General features: G+C 57.9%; 16 protein-coding genes. 11 read left to right on the forward strand and 5 right to left on the reverse strand.

From position 1 onward, the window contains the following. Positions 1-99 precede the first annotated feature (99 nt). From EE949_RS00575 to EE949_RS00625, 11 genes are all read left to right on the forward strand, one after another. Positions 100-972 (forward strand): LysR family transcriptional regulator, encoded by an 873-nt coding sequence (locus tag EE949_RS00575; RefSeq protein ID WP_122662003.1) that lies wholly within the window; start codon positions 100-102, stop codon positions 970-972. 255 nt (positions 973-1,227) lie between these two features. Next, a complete protein-coding gene (locus EE949_RS00580; protein ID WP_122662005.1) occupies positions 1,228-2,079 on the forward strand; it encodes an STAS domain-containing protein in 852 nt (283 codons plus the stop codon). 4 nt (positions 2,080-2,083) lie between these two features. Continuing rightward, positions 2,084-2,446 (forward strand): STAS domain-containing protein, encoded by a 363-nt coding sequence (locus EE949_RS00585; protein ID WP_122662007.1) that lies wholly within the window; start codon positions 2,084-2,086, stop codon positions 2,444-2,446. After that, positions 2,443-2,847 (forward strand): anti-sigma regulatory factor, encoded by a 405-nt coding sequence (locus EE949_RS00590; protein WP_122662009.1) that lies wholly within the window; start codon positions 2,443-2,445, stop codon positions 2,845-2,847. Before EE949_RS00585 ends, EE949_RS00590 begins: the two co-directional genes overlap by 4 nt. Continuing rightward, positions 2,838-3,854 (forward strand): anti-sigma regulatory factor, encoded by a 1,017-nt coding sequence (locus tag EE949_RS00595; protein ID WP_205505108.1) that lies wholly within the window; start codon positions 2,838-2,840, stop codon positions 3,852-3,854. The genes EE949_RS00590 and EE949_RS00595 overlap by 10 nt, the downstream gene beginning before the upstream one ends. Then, positions 3,847-4,713 (forward strand): sensor histidine kinase, encoded by an 867-nt coding sequence (locus EE949_RS00600; protein ID WP_122662011.1) that lies wholly within the window; start codon positions 3,847-3,849, stop codon positions 4,711-4,713. The genes EE949_RS00595 and EE949_RS00600 overlap by 8 nt, the downstream gene beginning before the upstream one ends. Further along, positions 4,703-6,658: a response regulator gene (locus tag EE949_RS00605; protein ID WP_122662012.1), complete on the forward strand. Its 1,956-nt coding sequence runs from the start codon at positions 4,703-4,705 to the stop codon at positions 6,656-6,658. Before EE949_RS00600 ends, EE949_RS00605 begins: the two co-directional genes overlap by 11 nt. Before the next feature lie 513 nt (positions 6,659-7,171). After that, positions 7,172-7,501 carry a hypothetical protein gene (locus tag EE949_RS00610; RefSeq protein ID WP_122662014.1) on the forward strand — a complete coding sequence of 110 codons (330 nt, stop codon included), beginning with the start codon at positions 7,172-7,174 and terminating at the stop codon, positions 7,499-7,501. A gap of 403 nt (positions 7,502-7,904) precedes the next feature. Next, the gene (locus EE949_RS00615) at positions 7,905-8,855 is read left to right on the forward strand and encodes a LysR family transcriptional regulator (RefSeq protein ID WP_122662016.1); all 951 of its coding nucleotides are present in this window, start codon (positions 7,905-7,907) and stop codon (positions 8,853-8,855) included. A gap of 170 nt (positions 8,856-9,025) precedes the next feature. Next, a complete protein-coding gene (locus EE949_RS00620) occupies positions 9,026-9,826 on the forward strand; it encodes a glucose 1-dehydrogenase (protein WP_122662018.1) in 801 nt (266 codons plus the stop codon). Continuing rightward, the gene (locus EE949_RS00625; protein ID WP_122662020.1) at positions 9,819-11,645 is read left to right on the forward strand and encodes a glycoside hydrolase family 15 protein; all 1,827 of its coding nucleotides are present in this window, start codon (positions 9,819-9,821) and stop codon (positions 11,643-11,645) included. Before EE949_RS00620 ends, EE949_RS00625 begins: the two co-directional genes overlap by 8 nt. A 301-nt stretch (positions 11,646-11,946) precedes the next feature. On the opposite strand, the gene EE949_RS00630 is transcribed toward EE949_RS00625, so the two are convergent. Genes EE949_RS00630 through EE949_RS00650 form a run of 5 tightly spaced genes read right to left on the reverse strand, consistent with a single transcriptional unit; the run spans position 11,947 to position 17,916 of the window. Next, positions 11,947-13,380, reverse strand: coding sequence for a glycosyltransferase family 39 protein (locus EE949_RS00630; RefSeq protein WP_122662021.1), 1,434 nt, complete (start codon positions 13,378-13,380; stop codon positions 11,947-11,949). Between the two features lie 22 nt (positions 13,381-13,402). Next, entirely contained in the window at positions 13,403-14,389 is a 987-nt protein-coding gene (locus EE949_RS00635; RefSeq protein ID WP_122662023.1) for a lysylphosphatidylglycerol synthase transmembrane domain-containing protein, read from the reverse strand. Then, the gene (locus EE949_RS00640; protein ID WP_122662025.1) at positions 14,386-15,126 is read right to left on the reverse strand and encodes an SDR family oxidoreductase; all 741 of its coding nucleotides are present in this window, start codon (positions 15,124-15,126) and stop codon (positions 14,386-14,388) included. The genes EE949_RS00635 and EE949_RS00640 overlap by 4 nt, the downstream gene beginning before the upstream one ends. A 13-nt stretch (positions 15,127-15,139) precedes the next feature. Then, positions 15,140-16,456 (reverse strand): FAD-binding oxidoreductase, encoded by a 1,317-nt coding sequence (locus EE949_RS00645; RefSeq protein WP_122662027.1) that lies wholly within the window; start codon positions 16,454-16,456, stop codon positions 15,140-15,142. Continuing rightward, entirely contained in the window at positions 16,453-17,916 is a 1,464-nt protein-coding gene (locus EE949_RS00650; RefSeq protein ID WP_122662029.1) for a UbiA family prenyltransferase, read from the reverse strand. The genes EE949_RS00645 and EE949_RS00650 overlap by 4 nt, the downstream gene beginning before the upstream one ends. Between the last annotated feature and the right edge of the window lie 177 nt (positions 17,917-18,093).

An 18,093-nucleotide genomic window follows, 5' to 3' on the forward strand; every position in this document is an offset into this window, starting at 1 on the left:
CGAAGTGCTTGGCTGAATCCATAGTAACGGCGATGATTGATGCAATCTTGCAGTTAATTCTCTTGTGTAAGATGCATAAATGCATCATTGAGGTGGTTCTTGAACTGGGACGACACGCGAATTTTTCTGGCTGTGTGCAGGAAGTCCACGTTGCGCGGCGCGGCGCGCGTGCTGAATGTGGATCAGGCCACTGTCGGGCGCAGAATTGCGGCGCTGGAGAAAGCCCTGGGCACCACAGTGTTTTTACGGACCTCGGAAGGCTATGTGCTCACCGTCGCGGGGGAGGCGGTGTTTCGCTCGGCGGAAAAAATGGAGCGTTCGGCACTGGAGCTTCAGCGTCAGGTTCAGGGGCTTGATGATCGACTGAAAGGAGAGGTACGCATCACTTCTACCGACTCGCTGGCCATCGACTTTCTGATTCCCGCTATCGCCAACCTGCATCTGCAGCACCCTGACGTGAAAGTCCGGCTTGATGCTTCGATTCAAATGCTCAGCCTGTCCAGACGCGAAGCCGACATTGCGATCAGAAACGTCAAGCCGGAAAACCCTGACCTGATTGCCCGCTGTATTGCCCGCTGGCCAGTAGGGCTGTTCGCTTCGGAGCAATATGCGCAGCGTCGGGGTTCGCCCGAACAAGGTGCTGCCTTTGCCGGGCACGACCTGATCATGTTTCAGCCCTATCTGGAAAGTGGCCGTGAACCGACTATCGTTTCTGAGCCGGTTACCCATGGGCGTCTGGTTGCAACGGTGAATACCGGCTTGATGATGAGACGTTCAATCGCTGCCGGGATCGGCATCGGCGAAATTCCGGTGTGCCTGGGTGAGCGCGACGGGCTGACCCGGTTGTGGCCTGACCGGCAACGGCAAGAGACTTATGATGTCTGGCTGGTGACTCATGAGGATCTAAGACACACCGCGCGGGTCAGGGCGGTGATTGATCAGATTGTCGACGTATTTGGCGAGGTGGGATGAGGCTCAGGCATAGCCATCGCCCCCGAATGGATGTTTTTGACGCCATAAAACCCCCATTTCGATTGGTTTCTTCGAGCAAATCGGCGTCTATACAGCTTGACGAAAAACAATAAGCAATGTGCCAGTAGCAGTCGCTTGCATTTCAAGGTGAATGGTAGAGAATCGCCGCATAGCGAGCCTCGCCCCCTTTTTTCATATTTATATCGCATGCCTGAGTGATCAGGTTTGCCGGCATCAGCCAGGAGTTCAAACAACATGGCAGCAGTGCAACAGCAGACCGTTGAAGCGATCAAGAAGTCCCAGTCAGAGCTGACAGCCGCATGGGTTGCAGCGCTGGAAGCAATCGGTGCCACTCGCAATATCAAGGACGATGACCTGAAACAACAGATGGCAGATTTCTTCCACCTGGTTGTTTCTGTGGCAGAGAAGGGGCGTCATCAATCACTGTCAGGCAGTGACTGGGATGAAATTCGCCAGTTCCTCGAAAAGCTTTCTCAAAGCCGCGCCCTGCTTGGTCAGGACTCACAGCAGACCGCCAGCTTTATTTTTTCCTTCAAAGGGCCTTTGTTTGCTTTGCTGCAGCGCGAATATCAGGCTGATCCGGCGACTTATGCCGAACAGTTGCTGGAGCTGTCCGAGTTGCTTGACGCGCTGGCCATGCACACTATCCGCACATTCCAGAAGTCGCGTGAGAGCGTGATCAAGCGTCAGCAAGAAGAGTTGCTGGAGCTGTCGACTCCGGTCGTCAAACTCTGGGACGGCGTACTGGCTTTGCCAATGATCGGCACCCTGGATTCGCAGCGTACTCAGGTGGTCATGGAGTCTTTGTTGCAGCGCATCGTCGATACCGGTTCGGAAATCGCGATCATCGACATCACCGGGGTGCCAACCGTTGACACGCTGGTCGCCCAGCATCTGCTGAAAACCGTAACCGCTATCCGTTTGATGGGCGCCGACTGCATCATCAGTGGCGTTCGTCCGCAAATCGCACAGACCATTGTGCATCTGGGGCTGGACCTGCAGGGCGTCGTGACCAAGGCTAACCTCGCCGATGCGCTGGCTCTGTCGCTGAAGCGCCTGGGGCTGACCGTCACCAAGGCGGTATAAGTCCATGGAACGTATTCCTATTCTGCAGATGGGTGCTTATCTGCTCGTCACTATTCAGGTCGACATGCACGATCAGCTTGCGCTGACCCTGCAGGACGACCTGTCCGAGCGCATCAGCAAAACCTCTGCACGGGGTGTCTTGATCGATATCTCCGCGCTGGACATCGTCGATTCTTTCGTCGGGCGCATGATCGGCACCATTTCCGGCTTGTCGCGGATCATGGATGCCGAGACCGTACTGGTGGGTATGCAACCTGCTGTGGCGATCACGCTGGTCGAACTGGGCATGACCTTACCGGGTGTGAGCACCGCGTTGAACGTGGAGCGCGGGATGAAACTGCTACAAGAGCGAGTACACGCGCAATGACCGTGCGTAGCAGCGGCACGCAACCTGTGCTGATCGAACAGGATGTCGTACTTGCGCGCCAGACCGCGCGCAAGCTGGCTCAGGAATGCGGCATGCGCTTGATCGATCTGACCAAGATGGTCACCGCCGTCAGTGAGTTGGCCCGTAACACCATGGTCTACGGTGGCGGCGGCGACATGGACTGGCAGATTATCGAAGATGGCCTGCGCACCGGTTTGCGGATTACCTTCCGCGACGAAGGCCCGGGCATCCCTGATCTGAAACTGGCAATGACTGATGGCTGGACTTCCGGCAACGGCATGGGGCTTGGTTTGACGGGCGCAAAACGTCTGGTGGAAGAGTTTGAACTGGACACCGCGCCCGGTGCCGGTACCCGAATAACGATTACCCGATGGACTTGAATCTGCGCAGCACCCTGACGCAGGTTTTGTTGATCGAAGACAGCAGCCAGGTAGGGCACGCCAGACGAACCGCTCAGCAATTGGCGCAAGCACTTGCGTTCGATGAGGTGGATGCCGGACGCGTCGCGTTGGTGGCCACGGAACTGGCCAGTAACATCCTCAAACATGCAGGTCGTGGTGAGTTACACCTGCGGGTGTTCGATTCGCCTGCGCTGTCGGGTCTCGAAATTATTGCCGTGGACCGCGGCCCGGGTTTTGACCTGCATGACTGTCTGCGCGACGGTTTCTCGACCGGTGGCACGCAAGGTATCGGCCTGGGCGCAATGGAGCGCCAGGCTGACGTCTTTGATGTTCATGCCGATGCCCGTGGCGCAGTGGTTCTGACCCGGTTTTATCCCCGCAAAGACAAGGTCCGGGATCTGCGCGTCGGTATCAGCCAGCATTCGCTGCATGATGATCCGGCCTGCGGTGATGTCTGGTCGCTGGCGATAGACGGGCCGCGGATCAGCGTGTTGGTCATTGATGGTCTGGGTCATGGCGAGGACGCGGAAATCGCCGCCCGTGCGGGCGAGGTGGAGTTTCAGCGGCGGCCTTTCGATTCGGCCGAGCAGATTTTTGACGATATGCACCACGCCATGAAGGGCACGCGTGGCGGTGCGGCAGCAGTCGTTCAATTCGACGCTGGCAGCGGTGGGCTGCGTTCTGTGGGGATCGGCAATATCGGCGCAACCCTGATTGACGATGATAAAACCCGTGGGCTGGTATCGCATCCGGGGATCGTCGGGCTGCAGTTCAGAAAGGCGCAGGCGTTCGAGCATTTGCAGGCGACAGGACAGTTGCTGGTGATGTTCAGCGACGGCCTGCAATCTCGTTGGAACCTGCGTGATTATCCGGGTCTGATCTATCGTCATCCTGCGATTATCGCTGCTGTGCTGCACCGCGATTATTGCCGCGGTCGCGATGACGTCACCGTTTTGGCCATTACCCTGGAGGCGTTCAATGCCTGATTCGACTGTTACCGATCAGTCCCTTGAGCTGCAGCAACTGCGCGCGGAGGCGGAGGCCTTGCGTGCCGAGCTTGAAGAAACCAATCAGGGTGTGCTGGCACTGTACGCCGAGTTGGACAATCAGGCTGATGAACTGCGTCAGGCCTCTGATTTGAAGAGCCGCTTCCTTTCGTACATGAGTCATGAGTTCCGTACCCCCTTGGGCTCGATCCTGAGTATTACCAGTTTGCTCAAGGACGAAATCGACGGGCCGCTGAGTGAAGAGCAGCACAAACAAGTCGGATTCGTCAGTGGTGCGGCGCGCGAGCTGAGCGATATGGTCGATGACTTGCTGGACCTGGCCAAGATTGAAGCCGGGCGCATCTCTATCTCCCCAGCCTGGTTTGACATGTTCGACTTGTTCTCGGCGTTGCGCGGGATGTTCCGACCTATTGTAAATGCCTCTTCCGTTGACCTCATTTTCGAAGAACCGGTGGGCTTGCCGCGCCTGTACACCGACGACAAAAAGCTTGCGCAGATCCTGCGCAACTTCATTTCCAACTCCCTCAAGTTTACTCAGCGTGGCGAGGTGCGGGTGTCCGCCCGCCTGGAAAGCGAGAACGAAATACGCTTCGCGGTAAGTGATACCGGTGTAGGCATCCCTCAGGAAATGCATGGCGCGCTTTTCGAAGACTTCTCCCAGATCGATTCGCCTTTGCAGAAACGGCTTCGTGGTACGGGCCTGGGCTTGTCGCTGTGCAAACGTTTCGCAGAGTTGCTTGGCGGGCGGGTAGGGCTTGAGAGCGAGCCGGGCCTGGGGTCGACATTCTTCGTCATCATTCCGCTGGCCATTGCTGCAGGGCACCCCGATGAAGCGTGAGCTGCGGTTACTGATCGTCGATGACAACGCGGCCACACGTTACGCGTTGCGTCGGCGCATGGAGCGCCACGACTTTATCGTCTCGGAGGCCGGCACGGGTACCGAAGGGCTGGAGCAGATCGCTGCGCAGGTGCCCGATGCGCTGATTCTTGATGTAAACCTGCCGGATATGAGTGGCTTCGACATCGTTCGTTTGTTGCGTGCGGAGCCGCGTACCGCGTTGCTGCCGGTAGTGCATGTGTCTGCTGCGTCCATTCAGACCGCGGACATTGTTACCGGGCTAGAGGCGGGCGCTGATGCCTATCTGGTGCACCCGGTAGACCCGGATGTGCTGTTGGCTACATTGCGCACCTTGCTGCGGGTAAGAGACACCGAATACGCCTTGCGCGAAAGTGAGGCGCGTTTCCGGGAAATCTTCGTCAACATCTCTGCGCCCATTGCCGTTATGGACGCGCAGCTCAAGGTTCATGAGTGCAACCACGCCTTCGCACTGCTGATTCAGCAAAGCGTCGCTCAGCAAACAATGCTCGGCTCCCTGGCTGACGGCCAGGATGAGATTATTCAGGAACTGCGCGCCGGCTTGCTGGCGGGCGAACGCTGGCAAGGCACACTGCGCATGCTGGTCAGAGGCGAACTGCGTGAGACCGAGTGGCAGATATCGCCTTATCGCACGCCGCAGTTGAGCCTGGTGTTCATCGAGGACGTGACAGAGCACCGGCAGCGTGAGCAGTCACACCTCAAGCAACTCGACAACGTCAACACCCGGCTTGCCCACGAGGTGGCCGAACGGGCGCGCACTGAGGCGCAGTTGCTTCAGGCGCAAAAAATGGATGCGATTGGCAAGCTGACCGGCGGCATCGCCCACGACTTCAACAATTTGCTGACCGGAATCATTACCGGGATCGAGTTGATCAAGAAGCGTACTCAGGAAAACCGTCCCGAGAAAATCATGCGCTACGCCGAAGCAGCGCTGGCTTCGGCCTCAAGCGCTGCTGCGTTGACCCACCGCCTGCTGGCGTTTGCCCGTCAGCAACCGCTGGACGCCCGGCCGATCGATATCAACCAACACATTCGATCACTGGAAGACTTGCTGCGGCGCACCATCGGCAAACGCATCGCGCTGACGCTGGACCTTACTTCTCAGTCGGCCATCGCGCTGGTGGATTCCAGCCAGCTGGAAAGTGCTTTGCTGAACCTGGTCATCAATGCCCGCGACGCATTGCCTAAGGGCGGCACGATCCGTGTGACCACTTTCGCTGCACATTCCAAGGGTGACGCCAGGCTGGCGGACGGTCCGTACCTCGCGCTATCCGTTAAAGACGACGGGGTTGGTATCGAACACAGCGTCATCGATAAAGTATTCGACCCATTCTTCACCACCAAACCTATTGGTGAAGGCACGGGGCTGGGGCTCTCGACGATTTACGGGTTTGCCCGGCAGTCGCGGGGCGATGTAGTGATCCGTAGCGTTGCAGGTCATGGAACGGAAGTCACCCTGATGCTGCCTGCCGGAATCGACTCTGTGCCGGTCGAGCTGCCACCCGCTGCCGCGCCACGAGAGGGCGCGGGGCAACACATCCTCATCGTGGAAGACACTGCTTCGGTGCGAATGTTCGTCAACGAGTTATTGATCGATACAGGTTACCGCTGCACCCAGGCATCGGACGTTGCTACGGCGCTCTCGATACTGGAAAACGATCCATCGATAGACCTGCTGCTCACAGATGTCGGTTTGCCACATATGAACGGCCGCGAGTTGGCAGATCGGGCCAGAGCCTGGCGACCTTGCCTGCCGGTGTTGTTCATGACCGGGTACGCAGAGAATGCCGTGAACCGGCAGAGCTTTCTGGGGCAGGGCATGGACATGATCATCAAACCCTTCAAGCTAGGTGCATTGCTCGAGAAAGTCGACTTGATGCTTGAGACAAATCCCCGCGAAGCCTGACAGACCGCCACGTTTCGGTGACCGGTCGGTCAGAATCAGAAATATGTAGTGCTCCAAAATAATCACTACATAACCATTGACGCATGCCGTTTCGACTTGCATTATGCAGTTGTCTCCCTGATCGGGAGTACTGGAAAGGGTGTTCTTGACATGCACGACGAGCCGTCGTGATGTTCCCGGATGTGTGCTGCCCACAAGGCAGATTGATGAAGCTGACCTGGCATGAGCGTTATTTGACGTGAAGGTGCTGGCGATACGTCCTCATGAGGCTTGTGGTTGACTGCTGTCAGAGTCGCTGTTGGTCTCGGATATTCGCTAACTCTCTTCTCGTTGTGACGCTGCCTTGTAGCAGCTTTTCATCAAGGCTACATACATCTAGTCAAGGGCCGATCTGCAGGTGTATGAACGGACGTCGTGTTTCGTTTATCTGCAGCGACATGAACCCATTGGCCGATTTGATGATGTGTTTGAGCTGACTAATTAATCAGATGACGAGCGGTCAAGGAGTTACACATGAACTTGAATAACCAACCAACGATTGATGAACTTTCCGAGCTGTTTGCTGCGCGTAAAGACAGCCTCGATAACCATATATTGTGGGTGTGTGAAGAAGGCGAGGTGCGCATTGACCCTCTTGCGTCAGGCGTGCCTGAAGAAGAGTTTGTTAATCGCCACCCGAACATGCGCGCCCGGTTGTCGATGTACCGTCGTGGTCACGGCTGGGTGGGCAAGAAGGCTGCGGCCGACAAGCAGTTCATGAGCGATGTCCTGCAAACGCTGCGCGATGCGTGGGGGCAGGCTGATCGTCAGCCAGGCGTTCGGGTTGCAGAAGGCTCGTATTGATGTGAACTCGCGGCCATTTTCAGTGGGAGCGAATTCATTCGCGAAGACGGCCGGGACAACGATAGATATGCAGTGACTATACGGTCCGTTTCGCGAATGAGTTAGCTCCCACTGAAGGGCAGGTGTATCCACTAGTGGTTATTCTATTTTAAGAGCACTCATAAGAAGTGCGAACCGGTAAGTTGTTTTAATGTGCCCTCCGAGCATGCTCAGAGGGCATTTTGTTTTGGATGAATGCGGCACTGGAACAGTAAGTTTTCCGCCAGAATGCGTCCGTGCAACCGCTAGCCTCTATTACCGCCAAGTAGGCGGGTTGTGTTCGATAGGTTAGGCTTGGCCGCTTCCCGGTGTGGGTTAGCGTCGGGCGGTATCTGATCTTCATCGTTCATAACAAGGCGTGTGTATGGATTTGCGGCAACTGGAAGCGTTCGCGGCGGTCATGTCGGCTGGCAGTGTTACAGCAGCAGGCAAAATGCTCGGTCGTTCACAACCCTCGGTGACCCGGGTCATTCAGGAGCTTGAGCAGGAGCTCGGTTTTGCGCTTTTCGAGCGCAGCGGACCCAAGGTCACGCCTACCCAGAAGGCTTTCATGATGTACGCCGAGGTAGAAAGTGCCCTGTTGGGCATACGCAATATCCGCCAGCGTGCCCAGCATATTGCTCAGGACGAGAACCGTCAGATCAAGCTGGTGGCAATTCCGGCGCTGGCTGCGGGCTTGCTTCCGCTGGCCTTGTCCCGGTTGCCACAGGCGCTGCAGCCGCAGCATATCCAGTTGCACAGCATGTCTCCGGAAAATGTAGTCCAGGCGGTACTTTCCAAGACCATGGATCTGGGGGCGGTGAGCTTGCCGCTTGAGCATCGTGGTCTGGACATCCACTGGATCGGAGAGTCGCCGTGTGTGGCTGTTCTGCCAGCTGATTCGGAGTTGGCTCATTACGATGTGCTGCCTATGGATGTTCTGGCTGCGCATCCATTGATCACCATGTCTAATCCGTTTCGTTTCCGGCGTCGCATCGACAAGGCGTTTCAGGACGCGGGCGGCAAGACGCCACATATGCTCGACACGAATACTTCCCTGGTTGCGATGCAGATGGCCCGCGTCGGGTTGGGGGTTGCACTGGTGGATCCGTTCACGGCGTTGGGTGTGCCTGTCAGCGGTGTAGTGGTGCGGCCGATCGAGTGCAATATTCCGTTTTTCTTTGGTTTGATATCTGCTTTTGCCAGTCCGCTTTCTGATGTGTCGGTGGCGCTGGTGGATGAACTCGCCAGGTCGGCTCAGGCGCTGTTGCCGAGTATGGTGATGCACGAGGCTGGGGAGCATGATGCTTTGCTGCAGAGCATCTATGCGGGGTAGGGCTTTAGTCTGATGAATTGGCGTACGTGTCCATTACCGAAGCAACGGACAGGTTCACCCGCGCAGCCCTCACAGAAACAGCTCTTTACAACTGCACACCCATTACCGCACTGAACTTCGACAGAACCCTGTCGGTCAGCTTTACATGCTGACCTAGAGGGCTCGAATCCATGCATATCTCACTGGAACACCAAGTCGCATTGGTTACAGGGGCCAGCTCCGGCCTCGGCGCAGGGGCTGCAAAAGCATTGGCAGCGGCGGGGGCTGCAGTCGTCATCAACTACAACTCCCAGGCCGAACCTGCCGAAAAACTGGCCGAGCAAATCATCGCCTCAGGCGGCAGGGCGGTCGCGATCGGGGCCGACGTGTCCAAGGAAGAAGAAGTCGAGCACCTGTTCGTCAAGACACTCGAACACTTTGGTCATCTGGACATTCTTGTGGCCAATTCAGGGCTGCAAAAAGATGCCTCTATCGTCGACATGAGCCTCGCCGACTGGAACAAGGTCATCGACGTCAACCTGACCGGACAATTCCTTTGTGCACGTTCCGCGCTGCGTCAGTTCATTCGCCAAGGTATGCGTCCTGACATCTCACGGGCCATGGGCAAGATCATTCACATGAGCTCCGTGCACCAATTGATCCCTTGGGCGGGACATGCCAATTACGCCGCGTCCAAAGGGGGTATCGACCTGCTGATGCGCAGCATTGCTCAGGAAATGGGCGAGCAGCGCATCCGCGTCAACAGCATTGCGCCGGGCGCGATTCGTACGGCAATCAACGAAGAGGCCATGGCGGGCGACAAAGAGGCTGAACTCTTGAAACTGATCCCTTACGGTCGGGTCGGCGATGCCGAGGATGTGGCCAATGCAGTGGTATGGCTGGCCTCGGACTTGTCCGATTATGTACACGGCACCACGCTGTTTATTGACGGCGGCATGAGCCTCTATCCGGAGTTTCGAGACAATGGCTGATTTCCCGGAAGAACCGCAAAACTCTATCGAGAACCACGGCATCATCGGTGACATGCGCAGCGCAGCACTGGTGGCGGATACCGGGAGCATTGATTTCTGCTGCTGGCCCGACTTCGACAGCCCGTCAATCTTCAGTGCGCTGCTGGACACCAACAAGGCTGGCATCTTCAAGCTCGCGCCGGACTTGCCCAACGCCCGGCGTCAGCAGCTTTATCTGCCCGATACCAACGTCCTGCAAACCCGCTGGATCGATGAAGACGCAGTGGTCGAAATCACTGATCTGATGCCGGTTGGCGACAGCGAGGATGATTTGCCGCGGATAGTGCGCCGCGTGCAGGTGCGTTATGGCAGTGCGACGATACGCATGCAGTGCCGGGTGCGACTGGATTACAGCCGGGCAGACACCACCGTCAGGCTGGGCGGCGACGATGTGTGCTTTGAGGCGAATGGTCAACCGGGCATGCGCCTCTCGGCGAATGTGCCGTTGCAGGTGAATGAGCAGGCCGCGACTGCCGAATTCGTCCTGAAAAAAGGTGAGTTCGTGGAGTTCATTCTTGGCGGTATCGATGATCCGCAGGTCAACGCCGGGCAATGCCAGCAATATTTTGTCGACACCCTGGCGTTCTGGAAGCGCTGGAGCAAACAGTCGGAATACCGCGGTCGCTGGCAGGAGATGGTCAACCGTTCGGCGCTTGCCCTCAAGTTGCTGACCTCACGCAAGCACGGTGGGATTGTCGCGGCGGCGACCTTCGGCCTGCCGGAAACGCCCGGCGGGGAGCGCAACTGGGATTACCGTTACAGCTGGATCCGCGATGCCTCGTTCACGATTTATGCGTTCATGCGCCTGGGGTATACCGAAGAGGCCAACAGCTTCATGCGCTGGGTGCGTGGACGTCTCGGCGACTGTTGCGAAGACTCCAGTCAACTCGGGATCCTCTACAGCCTCGATGGCCGTGAAGAACTGCCCGAAGAGCACCTCGATCACTTTACGGGTTATGGCGGCGCGTTGCCGGTGCGTATCGGCAACGAGGCGTACAAACAGGTCCAGCTGGATATTTACGGCGAGTTGATGGACGCCGTGTACCTTGCCAACAAATACGGCGAGGCGATTTCCTATGAGGGCTGGCAGCACGCAACCCGGCAAGTGGATTACGTCTGCGAGCATTGGCGCGACAAGGATGTCGGCATCTGGGAAATGCGTGGTGATGACAAGCACTTTCTGCATTCCCGGCTGATGTGCTGGGTAGCGCTGGACCGTGCATTGCGTCTTGCTTTCAAGCGTTCGTTGCCTGCGCCATTCGACCGCTGGGACAAGGAGCGCCAGGCCATCCACGACGACATCTGGAAGAACTTCTGGAATGAAGATCTGGGGCATTTTGTGCAGCACAAAGGCAGTCGCAACCTCGATGCCTCAATGCTGCTGATGCCTCTGGTGCGTTTTGTCGGTGCCAGTGATCCGCGCTGGCTGGCGACGCTGGACGCCATCGAGGCCACACTGGTTCGTGATGGCATGGTCTATCGCTATCGTAACGATGATGATCATCACGACGGTCTGGCCGGTGAAGAGGGGGCGTTTACCGCCTGTTCGTTCTGGTACGTCGAATGCCTTGCGCGTGCGGGACGGGTCGAGCAAGCCCATCTGGAGTTCGAGCAACTGTTGCGCTATGCCAATCCTCTGGGGCTTTACGCTGAAGAGTTCGACAGCTACGGACACCATCTGGGCAACACGCCTCAGGCGCTGAGTCATCTGGCATTGATCAGCGCGGCGAGCTTTCTGGACCGTAAGCTCGATGGCGAGAAAACGTTATGGCAGCCTTGACGGGGTGATGTAGATGCGGTTTTTGTAGAAGCCGAGCTTGGTCTGGGACTCTATGAAATACCGCATTATTGTTCATCGCGAGCAAGCGCTCCTCCTATCAAACAACATGCAAACTACTGGATTGAAATGCATGTTCTGTAGGAGCTGCCGAAGGCTGCGAAGCATTTTTCCTGACACACCGTGATCGCAGCCTTCGGCAGCTCCTACAGGTCCCGTGTTTGCCGCGGACACCAGGGTGACTGTCATCGGGGCAAGCCCAGCCTCCATAGGTAAGGCGCATTCCAATTCAGTAGTTATGTGCTCACCGACTCTGCAACGCATACCCCACCACGGCATTCTCCAGCACGAAGCGTTCGCTAATCATTGTGCAGTAGCTGGTGCGTGTCAGAAACGCGCCGGGACCGGTGAGGAACACCTTGATGTCATTCACTTCCTCGCACATTTCCAGCGTCCGGCCCGGTAATGCACCGCTGGCCTGAGCCGAGCGCAGAGCGCCCATCGGGGTCCAGTCGGCGATGATCAGCGAGCCTGGCGGTGCGGTCTTTTCATAGACACGCACAAACTGTTCGGCCGAGCGATCAGGCAGATACGGAGCCATAAAGTAGTGAATGTCGTCGCGAAACGGCAACGACTCACTGTGTACCGGCAAACGAATAACACCCGCCGCGTACAGCGAGTAAACCAGCAGAATTGCAACCGGCGAGCTGAGCACCGACAGGTTGAGCACCGACTGGCCGCTACGACTGGGTGGCAGCAATCGACCTAGGCTGATGACGCCCAGGATGCACAGCAGTGCCACTCCAGGCAGAAAAAACGTGAAGCGGTCGGTGACGTTGTAAGACACGGCAAACACAAAATTCAGCGCCGCGGCACACCACAGCAGGCGCAAGCGATTGTCCCTAGGAAACAGAACCAGCCCGAGCACCTGCGGACCGATCAGTGAGAGTAGCAAAATGAAAACCGAATTCTTTTCATGCCACATGTCATCGAAGCGCAGCAGGCTGCCTTCCCAGTTGGGCGTCTCGGCCTGTAGCGATGAGCCGGTCAGGTAGCGGTGGGCGATGTCGATGAGGCTCATGCCGGATTGCAGGTCATGGGCAATCGCCGGGAAGGCCACCGAAAACCCCAGAGCGAAGCCCGGAATGGTCAGCACTGTGCGCAGTTTGTGCTGATACAACAGTTGCAGGTAAAGCGGCAGCAGGACAACGAATGTCAACTGGTGAATCGCAGCGCCCAGCCCTGTTAGCAGGCCGATGACCAGTAGTTTGCCGACCTCACCGAAGCGTGGCTTCTGATCCAGATGGATCTGATACGCCAGCAGCACGAACAGTGAATTCAGGATGTAGACCTCGGCCTTGGTCGACACCCAGAACACCCCGTGAGCGAGGATCGTTGCAGCCGCTGCAAGCAATGCCTGGCGCTGACTCGTACCGACATTCATCGCCAGCGAATAGATGATCCACGCCAGCGGCAACAGCAAGATGGAGTTGAGCAAACTCAGCACCTGAGGGCCGAACAGGTCAAAGACCAGGGTGTTGATGAATTGATACAACGGGTGATCCAGCGGGCCGAGGGATCGGCTGAAGTAATGCCCTTGGGACGCCTCGGCGAGAAATACGCCGTTGTCCATCCATTGAATCGGGCCACTGGAAGCAATGAAGCTGGTAACGATTGCGGCACAGAGCAAAAGCAAGGCAACTGCATTTGACGAATGACGGTGACTTCCCTGGACCATCGCGTGACTCCTGTACGGTGAATTAATCCGTTGCTGATTGTTCAATCACGGTTCGATCCTGCGCGTCGCCGCCCTTGAGTTGCATTAGCATCACCGCGCCAATCGCCACGGCAAACCACAGGGTCGCGAGGCGGATCAGCACCGTGGCGGCAATCGCATCGGCGCTGGACATGCCTTTCCATACCAGCAGGCCGACCATCACCGCTTCGGCACCTCCCAGCCCACCCGGCATGAAGCTGATTGCCCCGGCCAGCATCGCCAACGCATAGACAAACACGGCAAAGGTCAGCTCGATGTCGGCCCCCATCCAGTTCAGGATCCAGTGGAACGCCAAGGCTTCAGCGCTCCAGGCGACAACGCTGAGCGAGGTCACGCCCAGTAACAGACTCAGGCGATGACAGCGCTGGGCTGCCAGCAAAACCTCAAGCAGATGACGACCCAGGCTCAACAGTTTTCCGCCCCCGGCCGGGATTGCCGCTGCGATGCGTTCCAGCAGACGCCGTTGCGAAAGCACCAGCAAGCCGATGCACACCAGCGCCACACCGACCACGATCATCGGGCGTGACGCCGGGTACAGCGACAGGCCGAACAGGGTCAGCAGGACCACGGCAAACAGGTCTGACAGACGCTCGCTGAAAAACGCCGCGAAGCTCTGCGGATACGGCACGCCCCAGCGCTTGAGCAACACGCCCCTCAAGGCTTCACCGGCCTTGCCTGGTGTGGTGGTGAGGGCAAAACCCGCCAGATAGATTTTCAGACTGGGCTGCCATGGCACAGGATGACCGAGTACGTTCAGGTACGTCTGCCAGCGCAAGAAACGCAGCCCGTAATTGGCCGCCGACATCGCCAGTGCGATAGCGATGCCGAGCAATCCGACTTCACCCACCGCCTTGCTGACGGCTTCCCAGCCGCCCCACAGGGAAAAGCCCAGATAACCCAGCGCAGAACACACGACCGAAAGCACCACGGCACGATACCGCCAGCCCGACAGCAACAGCGTTTCGTTCATAGGTTCAGCCTCTTGAACACTGGCTGTGGAATGGAGCGGATGATCAGCATGATCAACGCCCAGAAGCCGGGGGTATAGAGAGTTGGCGCCTTGCGAGCGATGCCGGCGACGATCCGTTCAGCCACTTGCTGAGGCTGTGCCAACAACGCTGCCGGGAGTGCCAGACCCTGAGTCATCGGCGTATCAACGAAACCGGGCTTGATCGTCAGGACATGCACGCCGACTTTGAAAAGCCGTGCCTGCAAGCCTTCGCTGAACGTCGAAACGGCAGCCTTGGCTGAGCCATACAGATAATTGGACGGCCTGCCGCGATCGCCCGCGACTGAAGAAATAACGGCCAGGCTGCCACATCGCTGGGTTTCGAACTGATTGGCCAACAGGGTCAACAAGGCGATGACCGAAGTGCCGTTGTTGGCAAATTCCTGCAGGGCGACGCTCACGTTCTGCTCGCAGACCTTCTGATCGGGCAGGGTGCCATGGGCAATCAGTGCAACATCGATCTGCCCGAGTGCCAGCAGGCAGCTCTCCAACATGGCCGGGTGGGAGGCAATGTCCGTGGCGTCCATTTCGTGCAGGGTAACGGCTTTGGCGCCACGGCCCTTGAGATCGGCCGCTGTCTGTTCAAGCTTGTCGGCATTTCGCGCGACCAGGAAAAAGTCGCTGCCTTCACTGGCCCACAATCGAGCACAGGCAGTGGCAATGGCCGAGGTCGCGCCGATGATTAACACTCGTTTCATAAGGTGCCTCGTTTCATAAAATCACTCGTTGCCAGAAGCGGGACATCAGGGAGGGATCGCGCAGTGCTTCGAGGCGTTCCCAGGCGGGATACGCCTGACGGAAGTCGCTGCCGCTCATGTGCGCGTCTTTGGCCGGGTACAGACGACCGCCCGCGGCCCGGACAATCGCATCCAGACGTGGGAACAAGACGTGTCTTAAATCGCTGCTGTTGGGGAAGTCCAGCGCCAGCGAGGTGCCGGGTAGGGGAAACGACAGCAGGCCGGGCGAGGCGATATCGCCGCAACGCTTGAGCACGGCCAGGAATGAACCCTGCCCGGACGCAGCGATGACCCCAAGCAGCTCAGCCATCGCCTCTTCGGCGTTCGCATCGGAAATCACGCACTGGTATTGCTGAAACCCTTGGCGGCCGTAGATGCGGTTCCAGTGCAGGATGCGATCCAGCGGATAGAAGAAGGGCGCGTAGGCGCTGCGCCGGGCTGTGCGCCTGCCCGGATGGGCGCGCCAGTACAGCGAATTGAACGCGCGCAACGACAGGTTGTTGATCAGCGACACGGGTGGAGTGACCGGCATTTTCAGGCGGCTGCTGCGCTCGACCTCAAGGGAACCATAACGGGCATGGTCACCGACGATGAACACACCGCGCCCGGTGTCGGCACCTTTGGCCAGGCAATCGACCCAGGCGACGCTGTACTCGTGTTGATGGTCGAGTTCGGCGGACAGGCTGAAAAACTCGGCAAGATTGGCGAAGCGCACCACGGTACTGTCGATCTGGCTGGAGCGTACCGGCATCAGTTGCAGGTCGGCCCAATTGATAACGCCGGTCAGGCCCAGGCCGCCAATACTGGCGCTGAACAGTCTGGTGTTTTCCATCGGCGAACAGATTCGCGCCGTTTCGCCGTGACGCAGCAGGCCAAAACGCAAAACGTGATTACCGAACGTGCCTCGCAGGTGATGGTTTTTGCCATGCACGTCATTGGCAATGGCACCGCCAACGGTGGCGAACTGGGTACCTGGCGTCACCGGTAAAAACCAGCCGCGGGGGATCGCCGCCGCCAGAATTTCCGCGAGGGTCACGCCGGCTTCCACACGGATGGTTCCGGTGCTCCAGTCAGCCCGGATAAAGCGGTCCAGCGCTCGCATGTGCAGCACCTGATCACTGGTGGCCAGACAACTGTCGCCATAGCTGCGGCCGTTACCGTAGGGCAGGCTGGTCTGATGCTGGTCGATGACGTTGTGCAGGTGATCAGTCAGGCCGTCTATCCATGGACAGGTATGTCCGTGTTGCGCGGTGCGGGGGTATCTGCCCCAGGAATACAAGGGTTCAGTCATGCTGCAATCCAGAAAACCAGAACGAAGAGGGCACCGATCACCTGGCTCATGCGGTCGCGTATCGCGAACACCACCGGGTCATCGTTCATCAGGCCGCGATGGGTGAGCATCCACACACGGGTGATCCAGAACAGCAGGAGCGGGCAGGCCAGCCAGATCACATGAGGATGGCCGTACATCGCCACGGTCGAGCCTTCGTGGATGTACAACGCCAGAACCATCACCGCCAGGTGTCCGGATGAGGCGCCGAGCGCTGCGATCATGTCCAGGTCGCCGGGGTAGTAACCGCGACCACGAGCCTTGTCCATGAGGTCCTTGGCCCGGGCCTCACGCAGTTCGGCGTAGCGTTTGACCAGCGCCAGACTGAGGAACATGAACATCGAGAAAGCCAGAATCCAGAAGGTCAGGGGCAAACTGAATGCGGCCGCACCTGCCAGAATCCGGGCGGTGTAGAGCATCGCCAGGACGATCACGTCCAGCACCATCTGGCGTTTCAGGCTCAAGGAGTACGCGAGGGTCAACCCGTAATAGGCCGCCAGCACGGCAGAGAATTGCCAGGGCAGCAGCAACGCGGCCCCCCCGAATGCTGCGATCAATAACAGCGGCACGACCATTAGCCCGGCCTTGATCGATAGCTTGCCGCTGGCGAAGGGGCGCTTGCGTTTGGTCTGATGATGGCGGTCGTCAGCAAGGTCCAGCAGGTCGTTCAGTACGTAGACGCTGGAAGCGCACAAGCCAAAGAACAGAAAGGCCAATACGCCGTTGAGCAGCAGGTCTGCTCTGCCAAATTGATGTGCGGCGAGCAACGGGACGAAGATCAGTGCGTTCTTCATCCACTGGTGCATGCGTAACGCTTTGCGCCAGTCACGCAGGCTGGAGGTATTGGAGTGAATGACGTTTTTTACGTTGCCCTGGGCCTTGGCTTTTTTCTCCACCCCGGACAGCGGGTTGACGACTATCGCCTCGCGGGCCGCATCCCAGATGGGCAGGTCATCCATCGAGTTGCCAAGGTAATCGAAGCCGTTCTGTCCGTAATGCCCCACCAGCAGGTCACGCTTCTTGTGGGCAGACAGGTTACGGTCTGCATTGGACGCTACCACCAGATCGAAGAGCTGCAAGTGTTCGGCGATGCGCTTGGCCAGGCTGTCGTGACTGGCGGTGGCCAGTACGATCATCCGTCCGTTGGCCCGCTCGGCCTCAATCAGCTCGATCACTTGCGGGTCATACGGCAGCACCGTCACGTCAATCTGGGTATTGAGCGCCAGCCCTTCTTTAAGGGCGGCTTTGCCTTTCAATAACCATCCGAACAGTTTGAATATCTGCAGCGGATGACTTCGAATGAATGTCATCGCTGTTTCCATCAATAAGTCGGATCGCAGTAACGTGCCGTCGAGATCGACAACTAACGGGGTGAAAGTTTGGGGAGTAGTGTGTTGAACTCTTCCCTGAATTCTGGCCATGTCTGTGCACTCCTGCCGGGGTTGAGCGCACTATGAAACGGAATATTCATTTCGCCACCTCAATAAAATTAAACAGCTCCGGTTATATCGTCATGGCGCTGGCGTCAGAAACTTTCCCGGGCCTGCAAGCCTTGATAAACAAGGTGGGTGTTTCATTAAACTTACAACTGAGCCGAT

Source organism: Pseudomonas viridiflava, from assembly GCF_900602065.1.
GTDB lineage: Bacteria > Pseudomonadota > Gammaproteobacteria > Pseudomonadales > Pseudomonadaceae > Aquipseudomonas.

Excerpts from the sequence above, each read along its gene's own strand:
- EE949_RS00580 (WP_122662005.1), top strand. The coding sequence starts at position 1,228 with ATGGCAGCAGTGCAACAGCAGACCGTTGAAGCGATCAAGAAGTCCCAG.
- EE949_RS00585 (WP_122662007.1), top strand. The coding sequence starts at position 2,084 with ATGGAACGTATTCCTATTCTGCAGATGGGTGCTTATCTGCTCGTCACT.
- EE949_RS00590 (WP_122662009.1), top strand. The coding sequence starts at position 2,443 with ATGACCGTGCGTAGCAGCGGCACGCAACCTGTGCTGATCGAACAGGAT.
- EE949_RS00595 (WP_205505108.1), top strand. The coding sequence starts at position 2,838 with ATGGACTTGAATCTGCGCAGCACCCTGACGCAGGTTTTGTTGATCGAA.
- EE949_RS00600 (WP_122662011.1), top strand. The coding sequence starts at position 3,847 with ATGCCTGATTCGACTGTTACCGATCAGTCCCTTGAGCTGCAGCAACTG.
- EE949_RS00605 (WP_122662012.1), top strand. The coding sequence starts at position 4,703 with ATGAAGCGTGAGCTGCGGTTACTGATCGTCGATGACAACGCGGCCACA.
- EE949_RS00610 (WP_122662014.1), top strand. The coding sequence starts at position 7,172 with ATGAACTTGAATAACCAACCAACGATTGATGAACTTTCCGAGCTGTTT.
- EE949_RS00615 (WP_122662016.1), top strand. The coding sequence starts at position 7,905 with ATGGATTTGCGGCAACTGGAAGCGTTCGCGGCGGTCATGTCGGCTGGC.
- EE949_RS00620 (WP_122662018.1), top strand. The coding sequence starts at position 9,026 with ATGCATATCTCACTGGAACACCAAGTCGCATTGGTTACAGGGGCCAGC.
- EE949_RS00625 (WP_122662020.1), top strand. The coding sequence starts at position 9,819 with ATGGCTGATTTCCCGGAAGAACCGCAAAACTCTATCGAGAACCACGGC.
- EE949_RS00630 (WP_122662021.1), bottom strand. The coding sequence starts at position 13,380 with ATGGTCCAGGGAAGTCACCGTCATTCGTCAAATGCAGTTGCCTTGCTT.
- EE949_RS00635 (WP_122662023.1), bottom strand. The coding sequence starts at position 14,389 with ATGAACGAAACGCTGTTGCTGTCGGGCTGGCGGTATCGTGCCGTGGTG.
- EE949_RS00640 (WP_122662025.1), bottom strand. The coding sequence starts at position 15,126 with ATGAAACGAGTGTTAATCATCGGCGCGACCTCGGCCATTGCCACTGCC.
- EE949_RS00645 (WP_122662027.1), bottom strand. The coding sequence starts at position 16,456 with ATGACTGAACCCTTGTATTCCTGGGGCAGATACCCCCGCACCGCGCAA.
- EE949_RS00650 (WP_122662029.1), bottom strand. The coding sequence starts at position 17,916 with ATGGCCAGAATTCAGGGAAGAGTTCAACACACTACTCCCCAAACTTTC.